The sequence below is a fragment of the Vibrio minamisatsumaniensis genome (genome assembly GCF_050337445.1).
Taxonomy (GTDB): Bacteria; Pseudomonadota; Gammaproteobacteria; order Enterobacterales; family Vibrionaceae; genus Vibrio; species Vibrio artabrorum.
Genome location: NZ_JAKJSY010000092.1, coordinates 1 through 14,914 on the forward strand (window position 1 = coordinate 1; position 14,914 = coordinate 14,914).

Annotated in this window: 9 protein-coding genes and 1 pseudogene; 5 read left to right on the forward strand and 5 right to left on the reverse strand. The window is 43.1% G+C overall.

Translation table 11 applies throughout. The features are described 5' to 3' along the window. From L4B77_RS17175 to L4B77_RS17195, 5 genes and pseudogenes are all read right to left on the reverse strand, one after another. A pseudogene (locus tag L4B77_RS17175) lies at positions 1-176 on the reverse strand (helix-turn-helix domain-containing protein); the annotation flags it as partial. A 97-nt stretch (positions 177-273) separates the two neighbouring features. Beyond that, entirely contained in the window at positions 274-1,695 is a 1,422-nt protein-coding gene (gene rsmF, locus L4B77_RS17180) for a 16S rRNA (cytosine(1407)-C(5))-methyltransferase RsmF (protein WP_429751926.1), read from the reverse strand. A gap of 147 nt (positions 1,696-1,842) precedes the next feature. Further along, complete coding sequence (locus tag L4B77_RS17185) at positions 1,843-4,500, reverse strand: MlaD family protein (protein WP_372065416.1); 2,658 nt, start codon at positions 4,498-4,500, stop codon at positions 1,843-1,845. After that, the gene (locus L4B77_RS17190; protein WP_429751929.1) at positions 4,487-5,791 is read right to left on the reverse strand and encodes a PqiA/YebS family transporter subunit; all 1,305 of its coding nucleotides are present in this window, start codon (positions 5,789-5,791) and stop codon (positions 4,487-4,489) included. Before L4B77_RS17190 ends, L4B77_RS17185 begins: the two co-directional genes overlap by 14 nt. A gap of 33 nt (positions 5,792-5,824) precedes the next feature. After that, complete coding sequence (locus L4B77_RS17195; protein WP_429751931.1) at positions 5,825-7,621, reverse strand: ABC transporter ATP-binding protein; 1,797 nt, start codon at positions 7,619-7,621, stop codon at positions 5,825-5,827. Positions 7,622-7,710: 89 nt separating this feature from the next. Between L4B77_RS17195 and L4B77_RS17200 the strand changes: the two genes are divergently transcribed. The 5 genes from L4B77_RS17200 (at position 7,711) to pepN (ending at position 14,742) form a co-directional block, all read left to right on the forward strand. Beyond that, a complete protein-coding gene (locus L4B77_RS17200; RefSeq protein ID WP_429751933.1) occupies positions 7,711-8,202 on the forward strand; it encodes a GAF domain-containing protein in 492 nt (163 codons plus the stop codon). A gap of 97 nt (positions 8,203-8,299) precedes the next feature. Continuing rightward, complete coding sequence (gene proQ / locus L4B77_RS17205; RefSeq protein WP_429751935.1) at positions 8,300-8,923, forward strand: RNA chaperone ProQ; 624 nt, start codon at positions 8,300-8,302, stop codon at positions 8,921-8,923. A gap of 17 nt (positions 8,924-8,940) precedes the next feature. Beyond that, positions 8,941-10,935 carry a carboxy terminal-processing peptidase gene (gene prc / locus L4B77_RS17210; protein WP_429751937.1) on the forward strand — a complete coding sequence of 665 codons (1,995 nt, stop codon included), beginning with the start codon at positions 8,941-8,943 and terminating at the stop codon, positions 10,933-10,935. Positions 10,936-11,195: 260 nt separating this feature from the next. Then, entirely contained in the window at positions 11,196-11,879 is a 684-nt protein-coding gene (locus tag L4B77_RS17215; RefSeq protein WP_261839592.1) for a hypothetical protein, read from the forward strand. Positions 11,880-12,135: 256 nt separating this feature from the next. Next, positions 12,136-14,742 (forward strand): aminopeptidase N, encoded by a 2,607-nt coding sequence (gene pepN, locus L4B77_RS17220; protein WP_429751939.1) that lies wholly within the window; start codon positions 12,136-12,138, stop codon positions 14,740-14,742. Positions 14,743-14,914 lie beyond the last annotated feature (172 nt).

The following is a 14,914-nucleotide window of genomic DNA, read 5'->3' on the forward strand; positions in this document are numbered from 1 at the left end:
GTCGCGGCATGCTTAGTTGGTAAAAATGAATCAGTATCATGGATGGCAAAGACTTGAGCCCAATACCGTATCTGTCTTGAAGAAATTGAATATTGTTTTGCTAAGTAGAGAGATGACGTGCCATCTAAGTATTGCTTAGCAATGATACATTTTAGCTCTCGGCTATATTTGGACATAAAAAGACCCCCAATAATTGGTGTCCAACTATTGGGGGTCAGTTCATGTTTGGGCTTTTTGTTTTTCTCTGTACTGTGGCGAGTTTTAATCGGATGACTAGAAAAGATTTTTGTCGCGTACGAGTTCGCGTGGTAAACCGTTCTTCACTCGGTTGCCAACCCACTTACCAAGGCCGATGATTGCGCCGTTGTATTTTACTAGCACTTCGCCTTTGCCTGATAAGTTTTCAGGGCGGACGTCGCGTCCCATGAACCATTCACGAGCGTCTTCGATGCTAAGGTCGACGATGTTAGCTTCATTACCCGTCGCGAGCGTTGTCGCAACTTGGTGTTGCCAGCGATAACCTTTTTTATGGGTTTCAGCGATCTTGATTCCCATACGAGAGAAACGGAACTCACCGATCATAGGTTCTAGCGCTTTAGGAAATAGCCAAACGTCTTTATCTCGGATCCAAACTTGAGTATCGCTTGGCAATTCGATATCGAGAGTATTCACTAGCTGTTCAGCAACGTCTTGCTGAACTTTCTTTGACGCTTTTTCAAATGGGAATTTACCCAGACGTTTTTTAACGTCTGGTGGGGTCACAGACGCGATCTTACGGATACGTGCAACAAAGAAACCTTCCGAGTCATACACCTGTGGGAAGATGTGAAGAAAGCCTTCTTCGGTCGTGGTTGCTTTTGCGTTGTCGAATAGTGATTCAAGAGATTCAAACTCAACCGCATCACCAAAGGTTTCTTTTAGGTGGTGACACACTTGTTGGTTCTCTTCGGTGCTCAAGGTACACGTTGAATAAACCAGCACACCATTAGGCTTGAGAGCATGGAATGCACTTTCAATCAGATCTTTCTGTGTGTTCGCAATATCGACCACTGATTGATACGTCCAGTTTTTCATCGCATCGGCGTCTTTACGAATCGTACCTTCGCCAGAGCAGGGGGCATCTAACAATACGGCATCGAATTGTTCGGGTAGCCAACCTCCGAACACGCGCCCATCAAAATTACTCAGTGCGGCATTACGGACACCACAACGTTCAATATTAGCGTGAAGAACTTTCACACGGCTTGCCGCGTATTCATTAGCAACCAACACGCCACGATTATGCATTAGCGCGGCGATTTGCGTTGTTTTGGAGCCGGGTGCCGCCGCCGTATCGAGCACCGATTGGTAGTCTGCATCAACTTGGAAAAGTGCTGAAGGTGGCATCATAGAGCTGGCTTCTTGGATGTAAAAAAGACCAGACATATGTTCAGCCGTATTGCCTAATGGCGTTTCACTTTCATCTGCGGAAATCCAAAATCCCGTTTCGCACCAAGGCACACTCTCCAGTTCCCAACCTTTGTCTTTCGCACGAATGAGGAAGTCTTCGACACTGATCTTCAATGTGTTGACTCGAATGCTTTTACGCAGTGGCTTTTGACAAGATGCGACAAAAGAAGCCATATCTAGATGACTTGGCATGATCGCTTCGATGTGCGTTAGAAATTCTTCTGGGATATATACGTTAGCGTGCAAAAGGGTATCTCGAATTATTGCATTAATGTTGGGAGTTTAAAGCAAAATGAGGCTGCCCTAAACCATATTTACGGTAAACAACAAAAATGCAGCCTAATGGCTGCATTTTGATGAAGAATTAATCTTGGTGGAACGTCAGGAGGCGCTCTATGGATGAGGAATCGCGGTTCGCCATGATTTCCACTCATCTTCCGCTTTAGGGTAGAGGTAGAAAGACTGATCTTCGCTTGCCAGTGGCTGAAGTTCGCTCGTCGGTGGCGTTGAGAATGTAATGCCCCCTCTTAATAAACTGTCTACCGTACCTGCTTTGATGTTCGCACCAGATAAGCCAATGGAAACATCAACTCCAGACACATTCCAGAAAATGCTATTTGAACGAATCAAATACGCAAACTCCGGTTTTATTTGAATGGTTGAGATAATACGGTCTGCAAACTCGCCCAGATGCACATCGATCACAGAACCGACTTCTAATTCTCGGAACAGAATTGGTGTGCCTTCAGATACCGAGCCTCGCGTTTCGCTTTGTAGCTGGAATATCTTGCCTTCAGGCTGAGCGGGACCTTTACTCAGTTTGAACTTGGTCACTTTATTGCCTTTACCTGGCTCTACCTTGATGTACTTAGTGATTAAGGCCGAAACGTTCTTAATGCCATTTAGGCCAATCTGCGGTTCTGCTAACCAGAAGTGGCTATTTGAAACCGCAATTTTGTCGACATATTCAGGTAAAATTCGGGCCGTAATTTCAATACCACCGGTGTTAAAGTTGGGGACAACTAAGGTGACTTCACCAACCTTCACTCCTTGATATTTGATTGCCATACCTTTGCTGACTTCTTGATTGCCAGAAGAGGTGATTGTAATCGCGCGGCCAAATTTTCGAGCGGATTTAGAGTCTTTATAAAGCTTCCATGCATCTCCGATTTTGTTGTCGATCCCTGGCAGAGAATCAAAAGCAATACCACCTTGAATAAGAGTTTTTACCGGCGCAGCTTTAATGCTAATTCCTGACAGCGACGCATCAACCTCAACGCCTGAACGGTTCCAGAAAACGGTATTCTTATTGAGTAAATGTGTATAACGATTTTCGATTGTGACTTTAATTTTTACCCCACCATCGGCAAGTTGGAAATCAGCAATGCTACCTACTTGTAGGTTACGGTAGAGGAGTGGGCTTCCTTTCGAGATTGAAGGTAATTCACTCGCAAATAACGAAAGCGTTTTGGAACCAGACTGATTGAACTTAGCGATTTCTGCTAACGATTTACTTTGGAAAAGCTGATAGTCCGTTCGAGCTTCAGGTTTACCTTCACTCACAAAACTGATAGAACCAGTCAGAAGTTGTTTTGCTGGTGGAACCGTAACGCTCAAACCTGACTCGGTAAGTTCTGCGGTCGCACTGCCTGTCACAAAGAAACGGTTGCGGCTTTTGATTAGGTGAGCATATTTGTTATCGATAAGCACATCCATAAACACTTCGTGTTTGTCGGATCCCGTCCCCACACCATCGACCAAGCCTACTTGGATGATAGATCCAACAGCAATGCCTTTATAAAGTACTTGAGCACCGACATCTAAACCAAATGAATTGTTAGAGGTAAGACGAATCGCGACCGACTGCTCTTGTTCTTGACTCAATTCGTTTTTGCGGATTGCAGTAAATCGACGTGCTTTTTCACCTTCGCCAGGCACTAAGGTTAAAAAATTACCCGTGACTAAATTGGCAATGTTTTTCATGCCAGTGAGCGATAATTCTGCTTCTTCTAACACAAATTTACTGCCACTATTTAACAGGTCACTGAATGCCGGTTGGATAGCGGCAGATGCGACGACATTTTCACGCCCTTCGCTTAGCGATAGATCGGTGATTTGGCCGATTTCGATACCGCGATACATGATTGGAGCGCCAGTAGTGCTGATCTTATTGTCATCTGGTAAGGCGATTTTGATTGAGATGCCTCGACCCGCTGTTTTCAAATCTGGGTAAAGTTTGAATTTAGTGTTCATCTTAACGGGTTGGCCTTCTCCAGGAGAGTCAACCGCAATCGAACCACCAAGCAGTGCACTTAGGCTCTCTAAGCGAACGTCAACACCAGAAAAACCAATACTGGCACCTAGGCCACTCACATTCCAAAAACGGCTCTGGTCGGTAATGATATGGCTGTATTCGTCTTTAATTGACGCTTGAATTGTAATGGATTTAGCGTCGTCGCTTAATTGGTAGTTATAAACCTCACCAATTGGGATTTTACGGTAAACGATTTGAGACCCCACAGACACGCCCCCAAGGTCTTTGGTCGTCAGCGATATATTGAGTCCATCAGAAGCCAATAAATCAGAAGGCGATGAATCTAATGCGTGAAATATGGTTTCTGGCTCTTGTTCGGTTTCACTTGGGTGAATAGCAATATAATTACCCGAAACTAATGCGTCTAACCCTGAGATACCCGATAAGCTTGCGGTCGGTTTGACTAGCCAAAAACGAGTACCTTTTGAGAGTAACTTCTTCGCTTCAGGATAGATGTCAGCATCCACATAGATACTTGATAGATCTTTGGATAAGTTGATGTCGCGCACCATACCTACCTCTAAGCCTTGGTAACGAATCGTCGTTCGACCGGCGACTAAACCGGCGGCATCCGAGAAGTATATCTGCACACGTTGCCCAGCATCGTGTATTGATTTCATGACTAACCAACCAGCTAATGCGACGGTTAGTATTGGCAGAATCCACAAAGGTGAAATGCCTTTGTTTTTCCTGACTTCTGGTGAGTATGACGTTTGTGATGGGTTATCGTTGTTCATTCACTGACTCATCTTTAGAGGTATAGTTATCCCAAATTAGCCTAGGATCTAAGCTTTCCGCAGCCAGCATCGTAAGAACAACAACGACACCAAAAGCGACGGCACCATAACCTGGTGTAAAGTTTAAAATTTGTCCACGGTCGACCAAGGTCATCATTATCGAAATAACGAACAGGTCCATTACCGACCATTTCCCAATCCATTTCACAATGAAATAGATGGTCATACGTTGCCTATGGTAAACCGCGCGCTTCATCTTGATACAAATTAAGATGTAGGCGAGACCCAGTATTTTAGCGACAGGCACAATGATGCTGGCAATGAAAATGATCGCGGCGATGCCATACATGTCGCTATTGATCAGCGAAGCGACACCGGAAATGATGGTGTCTTCGAGTCGCTGTCCATTGGTTATAAGGATAGAAATAGGAATAACGTTAGCCGGTATGATAGCCACTGACGCAGCGAAAAGCAGAGCCCATGTCTTTTGTATAGAGTAGGGCTTACGGTGATATAAGTCATGGTGGCAACGAACACAAACATGCCCATTTGGTTGAGACAGGTGGCAATGGTGGCAGTGTACATTCTTACTTTCAGTAAAAGTGTAGTCAGATTCTTTCACCCAAGCCTCCCAGTAGCGACGCACACTGATACGGCTGACCAGTAAGACACTGAAAAGCTGGAGTAGAATTAGGCCAACTAAGCCAGGGCCCACGAAAATGTCGGAGTAATCTTGCAGTTTGAAACATGAGACAGCCACGCTCACCAAAAACACATCGAACATCATCCAATGCTTGAGTGTTTGAATAATAGCTAATGCATAACGAAAGGGGGTGAATATCTTAAAACGCAGTGATACATGGCTAATGAGTACCGAGGTACAAACAAGCAGCGGGGCGATTGAACTGCAAAATAAGATCAGTAAGCCTAACAGAGGGAAGCCTTCACTCATCAAAGTAAAAACACCCGATGGTAACGTCGCTGGAATCATGACACCAATCAGCCGAATACTGATGAATTCGAAGAAATGAGAGGGAATAAACAGCAATAAGCAGGTAATCGCGATGGCTAGGTTACCAGATAGACTCGGCGTACCACCTTTATAAAGTTGAGTACCGCATCTTGGGCAGTAAGCCGATTTCCCTAAAGGAATGTCCAATTTCTCTACGGGAAGTTCGCAGCCCTGACACAAACGTATAGAGCTACTGTCACACTGATGTTTTGTTGACAAAGAGTTGGTTAAGGATGGAGAGGTCACGCGACCTCCCGCATTGAAACGACAATCCGGCATTTAATCGGACTCAAGTACGTACACCCATATACATCAGGCGTGCGACTGCACACTGCCATAGAGTGTTTGATAGAGTCCTTGTTGTTCAACCAATTCACCATGTGTTCCCGTTTGTGTGACTTGTCCATCTTCCAAAACATAGATTAGATCGGCTTGTTTCACCGCTGATAATCGATGAGCCACAATCAAAGTTGTGCGATCTTTCAAAAACTCGCTCAATGCCTTGTGAAGTGCTGACTCTGTTGCTGTGTCCAGTGCCGATGTCGCTTCATCAAGAATAACAAACTTAGGATTACTCAGCACCATGCGAGCGATGGCTAAGCGTTGTCGTTGACCGCCAGACAGTCGAACGCCATTCCTACCAATTTGCGTATCCAAGCCATGACTCAGTTGTTTGATGACATCTTGCATTTGCGAGACTTCAAGCGCGCGCCACAACGACATTTCATCGTATTCAGCACCAAGGGTCAGATTATGCCTCAATGTATCGTTAAAGAGTATAGGTTGTTGTAAAACAACGGCAATTTGATTGCGTATTACATCAAAGCTGATGTCGTCGGTGGTTTCACCGTTATAGCGAATGCAACCAGAGTCTGCTTGATAGACCCCAATCAGCAACTGGATTAAGGTCGATTTACCACCGCCACTTGCGCCGACCAGAGCCACTTTCTTACCTGCTGGTATATGCAGCGATAGCTTATTTAAAACAGTGTTTTCTAATGTGTAAGAGAATGTAACACCTTCGATATCGACGGTCACTTCTTGATCATCATTAAATGGGTTTACTTTGCTGATTGGGCGCTTCTCTTCTTCTAGTTGCAGAAGATCGTTGATGCGCTGCAGTGCCGCTTTCGCGCTATACCAAGAGAATTGAATCCCTAGCAATTCTTGAACAGGGCCTAACATAAACCATAAGTAGCCGAACACCGCAAAAATCTGACCGATGGTTAAGTCGCTGAATAGCACCATTAGCATAGCGACGGCACGAAAAAGCTCGAACCCTAATAAGAAAAGTAGAAACGAAACACGGCCAGCAGCTTCAGATTGCCAAGCGTATTTGTCGGCATCGATTCTGACTTGGTTTGCTTGCTCTTTAAGTTCATCGAGAAAAATGCGTTCTTTGTTTGCCGCTCTTAGTTGATAAATGCCATCTAAGGTCTCGACTAAGCGGTTTTGAAAGCGTTCAAAAGATTGATTTTCGTATTTTTTAAGATGTTTGACCCTACTGCCTAGTTTACGGGAGAAATAAATGACAACAGGATTAACCAGTAAGATAAAGAGCCCTAATCGCCACTCTAACCAAAGTAAAACAATGGCCGTTCCAAGCACAGTTAAAAAGCTGATGATAAATTTTGACAGGGTAGAACCAATAAATTTATCAATGGTCTCAATATCGGTAATCAAATGCGCATTGATACCGCCACTGCCTTTGGTCTCGTATTGCCGAATACTGATACGGCCAAGCTTATCTATCATCTTGCTGCGCATTTGATAGGTAATTGTCTTGGATACGAGCGTAAACTGACGGCCTTGCAGAATATTCAACGCTTGGCTAACGGAGCGCATGATAATCACTAACAACAACGTGAGTGCTATATAGCCAGTCGGTGTTTGTAACGAAGAAGGAAGTAGGTGGTCCATCATCTCTAAGCCTGAAGCGGGCTTATCAAGTAATACTTCATCGACCATTAATGGCATCAGCAACGGGATAGGAACACTAATGAGCGTTGCAACAATAGCAATAATGTTAGCAAACAGTAATTTGGACTTGTGTTTTTTTACTTGAGTTATCAACCAAGAACGGCTAATAGTATCTTCTGAATTGTTCATTATAATGAGAATAAGTCCTATTTGGATTGATGGCCGCATTCTACTGCGTTCTCTTGATAATGGAAGCCTCGATTTAATTGGAAGTTAATATGAAAATAGAACATTACCAGCGCTTAACCAAGCAAGCCATTGCATTAATTGAATCAGAAACCGATCTAACTGCTAATCTTGCTAATATCAGTGCATTATTGTTCATGGAGTTGGATGAGCTGAATTGGGCGGGTTTCTATTTAATGAAGCAAGGCATGGCTCAGGGAAAAGACGAACTTGTGTTAGGACCCTTTCAAGGTAAACCAGCTTGTGTTCGCATACCTGTAGGGCGTGGCGTGTGTGGAACGGCGGTTGCAACGAACAGCGTTCAACGTATTTACGATGTTCATGAGTTTGAAGGTCATATTGCTTGTGACGCTGCGAGTAACTCTGAAATCGTTATTCCGTTCTCGATTGATGGGAAAATAGCGGGTGTTCTTGATATCGATAGCCCAAATGTTGGTCGTTTTTCTCAAATCGATGAAGATGGACTGACATTTTTCATGGCAGAAGTAGAAAAGCTGCTTAATTCGCATACGAACAAGGCATAAATTATTCTCTTAGTGTGGTTTTTCCCAAGCATCTCTCTATAATACGTAAAAATATTTTCTTAATGCTCGCGGAAAACCGCAAAAACCAGGAACCCACATGGAAAACACTGAAAAGTTAAAAAACAGCAAAGAAGTTATCGCATATATTGCTGAATGTTTCCCTAAATGCTTTACTTTAGAAGGTGAGGCAAAACCACTTAAAATTGGTATTTTTCAAGATCTTGCTGAACGTCTAAATGAAGACGAAAAAGTCAGTAAGACTCAGCTTCGTGCAGCGTTAAGACAGTACACATCATCATGGCGTTACCTGCACGGCGTAAAAGCGGGCGCAGAACGTGTTGACCTAGACGGCAACGCATGTGGCACATTAGAAGAAGAGCACGTTGAACACGCTAAAGCGACACTTGCAGAAAGCAAAGCGAAAGTTCAAGCTCGTCGTAAAGAACAAGCACAAAAAGCGCGTGAAGAAGGCAAAGCAAAACCTAAAGCGAAGAAAGCTCAACCGCCTCGTCGTCAAGCGCCTAAAGCTCCAAAAGTAGAAAAGCCTGTTGAAACACGCGCTTTGAACGCTGACGAATTCATCGCTGGCAAACAAGTAAATGTGAACATGGGTAAAGGAAACATGGCTGCGACCATTGTTGAAATCAATAAGCAAGATGTGCGTGTTCAGTTAGCAAACGGCCTACAAATGGTTGTTAAAGCGGAGCACTTGCGCGCTTAAAGGAGATACTCCTACGCATGAAATGCCGTTCAAAATTGACACTGATTGCTGCTAGCTTTTGGCTAGTAGCTTCAGCGCAGGCTCTCGAAGCCAAATTAAATCAGGATGATTTGCCTATACTCGCTCCTGAGGTTCAACACGAAACAGCAAGTAAACGTGTCACCTCTCGATTTACTCGTTCTCATTATAAACACTTCAATCTCAACGATAATTTTTCTCAAGCTATCTTTAACCGTTATTTAGGGATGCTGGATTATAATCGTAATATTTTCACACAAGCTGATATTGATTCACTCGCATCTTCATCTACGCAAATCGATGATCAACTGAAAGCGGGTAATAATCAGATCGCATTCGATGTCTATAATTTGTCTATGCGGAAGCGTTTTGAACGTTTTCAATATGCATTGTCTCTGCTCGATACCGAAATTAAGTTTGATACCGATGAAAGTATAGAGCTCGATCGCAGTAAAGCTGAATGGCCAAAAGATATCGCTGAAGTGAATGAACTTTGGAGAAAACGTGTTAAATACGATGCGTTGAATCTAAAACTTACGGGTAAAAAATGGCCTGAAATTCAAGAGATCTTGGAAAAGCGTTACAACAATGCGATGAAGCGTATTACGCAATCGCATAATGAAGATGCTTTCCAGATTTATATGAACGCCTTCGCGCGTGAAGTCGATCCGCATACCAGTTACCTTTCTCCAAGAAATGCAGAGCAATTCCAATCTGAGATGAATCTATCTCTAGAAGGTATTGGTGCTGTACTTCAGATGACAGACGACTACACCGTGATTCGCTCTTTAGTGGCTGGTGGCCCTGCGTCAAACAGCAAACAATTGAGCGATGGCGACCGTATTGTTGGCGTTGGTCAAGATGGCGAAGAGATGGTTGATGTTATCGGCTGGCGTTTAGACGATGTAGTGCAATTAATTAAAGGACCGAAAGGGACCAAAGTTAAGCTACAGATCTTGCCAGATGGTAAAGATGCAAAAAGTCACGTTGTCACAATTGTGCGCGATAAGATTCGTTTAGAAGACCGTGCTGTTAAATCTGAAGTGATTGAGCAAGATGGCAAGAAGATTGGTGTACTAGAAGTACCAAGTTTCTATGTTGGCCTTTCTAAAGATACCGATAAATTGATCACTGAGCTTAAAGAGCAAGGTGTTGAAGGTATTATTGTTGATCTGAGAAACAACGGTGGTGGCGCACTCACGGAAGCTACCGAACTCTCTGGTTTGTTTATCAAAGAGGGACCTGTTGTTCAGGTGCGTGATAGCTATGGTCGTGTCAAAGTGAACAGTGATACGGATGGCAAGATCAGTTACCAAGGCCCGTTAACGGTATTGATAAATCGTTACAGTGCTTCAGCATCCGAGATCTTTGCAGCAGCGATGCAAGATTATGGTCGTGCAGTTATCCTTGGCGAAAACTCTTTTGGTAAAGGGACGGTGCAACAGCATCGGTCGTTAAACCATATCTATGATTTATTCGATAAAGAGTTGGGTTACGTTCAATATACCATCCAGAAATTCTATCGAATCAATGGTGGAAGTACGCAAAACAAAGGTGTAGTGCCTGATATTGCTTACCCAAGCCCGATTGATCCAGCAGATACAGGGGAGAGTGTTGAAGGTAATGCTTTGCCTTGGGATAGTATTGATAAGGCGAATTACTCCAAGTTACAACGTAACGATAAAGAGATCGCCTCTCTAACAACTAAACACCAAACTCGCATTAAGACGGATATGGAATTTGGTTTTATCGCGCAAGATATTGCAAAATATAAAGCAGATAAAGATGATAACTACCTTTCTCTCAATGAAAAGGTACGCCAGAAAGAGAGTGATGATGCGGATGCACTGCGTCTAGAGCGTATCAATCAACGTCAAAAAGCGGCTAAATTAGAGCCCTTTAAGACATTAGATGATGTACCTAAAGACTATGAAGCCCCAGATGCTTATCTTGATGAGTCCGTCGCTATCATGTTGGATATGATCAAGAAATAGATCAAGTTTCTGTTGAATCACTTAAGATCGAAAAGCGAGCCTCGGCTCGCTTTTTTGTGTTTGTTACTTAGCAGTAATTTCTTGTTATATATACTGATTATCTTTCTTTTTGCTTTCTATTCTTATTATCATCTCGCTCGATTTTATAAGTTATAATGACAATTAAGTTACTTTGTATTTAAAATTTAGTGACTTGGATCATGTTTTTTTAGCATTATCTTCATTGCGTGCCTAAGCTTAATGAAAACGAGGGGGCGCTTATGAAACAGATTCTACTGTTTTTATCTTGTGTAAGTTTTATTGCTTTTGCGAGCGAAGGAGCTCCAAGCGGTCAACAATCAAAAAGCGATAGTAATCTGTCCTATTTTGACCTTCCTTTGTTGCTTGGTGATTGGTATTTGATGAATCCAAATCCTAGGCAAGGTAGTGAAAACTTCCGAACAATAAAGCTTACCCTTAATTCTAACTACTCATTTACTATTGACATACAGAAGAAAGATTACAGTGTCGATCACTGGGAAGGTCTGTATAACGCTAATGAAGACACGCTAATTCTTGGTTTGAACACGTCTGAGCCACAGGTTTACGCTTACAGCAGTAATCATAATATGCTGAACTTAAATGGTGTCATGTTCACCAAAGCCTTACCGAATGCTCTGGCGGGAATTTGGTCTAGTGCGGAGCTTTCAGGAAGCGATTTGCGGGCGAGCAATATCCAAAAAATGGATCTCGTGCTTCAGCCGGACTTTGTGTTTATGTTCCGAGTGTCTGATGAAGTGGGAAGTGAGGTTGTTCGTCGAGGCGTTTATTACACAGAAGGTGATCAATTGGTGCTTCTATATGAAAATGGCGAACATGGCACCCGTTATACACTGAACAGTGATGTATTGACTCTTCAAGGTGAAGAGGGAGACATGTTTGCAGTGCTAAAACGAATTCAATAACCTTATTACTTCCTAAATGAATGAATATTCAAAGCTTGTTACTCGATTATTTGTTGCGTAGTCACTTATCTATAATATGGTTTTTAGGTCACTTTATAGACGTTCATGTCTGGTTTGATTAATAAAACAGTAAAAAAAGGAGGCATTTTTCTACAATGCCTCCTTTTTTTGATATTCCTCTTGTGTTCTTGGCGTTCAACCTTTAGAAATAGACAGTTAACTTTAAATTACGTATCACGTTCAAAAGGAACTCGTCATGGCACACATACCTCAAGCCAAGTATCGTAAAGATTATCAATCACCATCTCACACTATCTCTGAAATCGATCTTACTTTCGATTTGTACGATTCAGCATCCATCATTACGGCGGTGTCTAGTGTTAAGCAAGAGAAAGATAGCTCGAGCTTAGTACTTGATGGTGAGGGCTTGAAGTTGGTTTCTGTGTTGGTAGAAGGTAAAGAGTGGACTCAATACGAGCTGTCTGAAACTCAACTGACACTGAACGATTTACCAAAACAATTCGCACTTACGATCGTGACCGAAGTTAACCCTGAAGGAAACACGGCACTAGAAGGGTTGTACAAGTCGGGGGGTGCTTTCTGTACACAATGTGAAGCGGAAGGTTTCCGTCGTATTACTTATTACATGGACCGCCCAGATGTATTGGCGAAATTCACGACAACGGTTATCGCGGACAAAGCAGAAAATCCATTCCTACTCAGTAATGGTAACCGTATAGACGAAGGTGAAGCTGAAAACGGTCGTCACTGGGTTAAATGGCAAGACCCACACCCAAAACCAGCTTACTTGTTTGCACTGGTTGCCGGCGACTTTGATGTACTTCGTGATGCTTACACCACGCAATCGGGTCGCAAAGTCGACCTCGAAATCTTTGTCGACAAAGGCAATCTAGACAGAGCTAACCACGCGATGGTTTCTCTGATTAACTCAATGAAGTGGGATGAAGAGCGCTTCAACCTAGAATACGACTTAGACATCTATATGATCGTAGCCGTAGATTTCTTCAACATGGGGGCGATGGAAAACAAAGGCTTGAATGTATTCAACTCTAAGTTTGTTTTAGCAAACGACCAAACGGCAACGGATACCGATTACCTAGGTATCGAAGCGGTAATCGGTCACGAATATTTCCATAACTGGACCGGAAACCGAGTCACTTGTCGTGATTGGTTCCAGTTGAGCTTGAAAGAAGGCTTAACCGTATTCCGTGATCAAGAGTTCTCATCTGATCTTGGTTCTCGCGCAGTAAACCGAATCAACAATGTTCGTATTATTCGCGGGCCACAATTCGCTGAAGACGCAAGTCCAATGTCTCACCCAATTCGCCCTGACAAAGTAATCGAAATGAATAATTTCTATACTTTAACGGTATATGAAAAGGGCAGTGAAGTGATCCGAATGATCCACACATTGTTGGGTGAAGACGGTTTTCAAAAAGGCATGAAGCTTTACTTTGAACGTCACGATGGCACAGCCGCAACCTGTGAAGATTTCGTAGCGGCAATGGAAGACGCATCGGGTGTTGACCTGTCTCAATTCCGTTTGTGGTACAGCCAATCTGGCACGCCGACGCTCTCTGTTGAAAGCCATTACGATGCAGAGAAAAAAGAGTACACGTTAACCACTCGCCAAGTAACGTCTCCAACGCATGAGCAAACGGAAAAGCAGGCTCTGCATATTCCATTAGATATTGAGCTATACGCGGCTTCCGGTGATGTGATTGAGTTACAGTGTAATGGAAAGCCTGTTCATAATGTATTAGATGTGAAAGAAGCAGAGCAAACGTTCGTATTTGAGAATGTTAACGAGCTGCCTGTACCATCTTTGCTGCGCGAGTTTTCTGCGCCAGTGAAACTTGAATATAACTATTCCGATGACGAGTTGATCTTCCTGATGGTGCATGCTCGTAATGAGTTCTCTCGTTGGGATGCCGGGCAAATGCTGCTAGCGAAATACATACGCAGTATCGTAGAGAACGTTCAACAAGGCCTAAAATTTGCTCTTTGTTCTAGAGTGGTGGATGCATTCCGAGGCGTACTGCTAAGTGATACATTAGAACCTGCGTTTATTGCTGAGATGCTTTCATTACCAAGTCACAATGAAGTGTCTGGTTGGTATGAACGTGTGGATATTGATGCGGTCGCATCTGTTCTTAACTCAATGAAAATAACACTAGCTTCAGAACTTGAAGACGAGTTAGCGGCGGTTTTTCACAGCAATGCTTTGACCGAATACACGATTGACCATGATTCCATTGGTAAGCGTACTTTGCGTAAGGTGTGTTTGAGCTACTTGGCTCATACAGAGCAAGGTAATGATTTGGTTGTTGCTATGTACCAGCAAGCTAACAACATGACAGACACAATGGCAGCAATGGCGGCGGCAAACAGCGCACAACTAGCATGTCGTGAAACCTTAATGGCTGATTACAGCGACAAGTGGAAACACGATGGTCTGGTGATGGACAAATGGTTTGCTCTTCAAGGAACAAACCCTAGTTCAAATGCACTTGAAGTCATCAAAGAATCGATGTCGCACCAAGCGTTCAGTTTGAAAAACCCAAATCGAACTCGGAACTTAGTGGGGACGTTCTTAAATATGAACCCAGTTCAATTCCATGATAAATCAGGTCAAGGTTACGCGTTTGCTGGTGAGATCTTGCGTGAACTGAACAGCAGCAACCCACAAGTCGCTTCACGTTTAATCGATCCGCTATTAAAGTTCCGTAAGTACGATGATGAGCGCCAAGCTCTGATTAAAAAAGAACTTGAAACGCTTAAGAACATGGACAATTTAGCTAAAGATCTATTTGAGAAAGTGAATAAAGCACTCGACGTTTAGAGCAATACGAAAAACATGAAACTGAATCAGTGGTAGAGTCATCTGTCACTGATTTTTTCGATCGCACTTAACGTGTTAACGCCAAATTTCAAACACTCATTTTAAACGCGACACTTTATTAATTTTTGTCCATTTGTTTCCAAAACTACCGAAACTGTATTTATATACAGGC

What these genes read in the sequence shown, in the direction of transcription:
- L4B77_RS17185 (WP_372065416.1), bottom strand. Translation starts at nt 4,500, where the DNA reads ATGAACAACGATAACCCATCACAAACGTCATACTCACCAGAAGTCAGG.
- L4B77_RS17190 (WP_429751929.1), bottom strand. Translation starts at nt 5,791, where the DNA reads ATGCCGGATTGTCGTTTCAATGCGGGAGGTCGCGTGACCTCTCCATCC.
- L4B77_RS17195 (WP_429751931.1), bottom strand. Translation starts at nt 7,621, where the DNA reads ATGAACAATTCAGAAGATACTATTAGCCGTTCTTGGTTGATAACTCAA.
- L4B77_RS17200 (WP_429751933.1), top strand. Translation starts at nt 7,711, where the DNA reads ATGAAAATAGAACATTACCAGCGCTTAACCAAGCAAGCCATTGCATTA.
- proQ (WP_429751935.1), top strand. Translation starts at nt 8,300, where the DNA reads ATGGAAAACACTGAAAAGTTAAAAAACAGCAAAGAAGTTATCGCATAT.
- prc (WP_429751937.1), top strand. Translation starts at nt 8,941, where the DNA reads ATGAAATGCCGTTCAAAATTGACACTGATTGCTGCTAGCTTTTGGCTA.
- L4B77_RS17215 (WP_261839592.1), top strand. Translation starts at nt 11,196, where the DNA reads ATGAAACAGATTCTACTGTTTTTATCTTGTGTAAGTTTTATTGCTTTT.
- pepN (WP_429751939.1), top strand. Translation starts at nt 12,136, where the DNA reads ATGGCACACATACCTCAAGCCAAGTATCGTAAAGATTATCAATCACCA.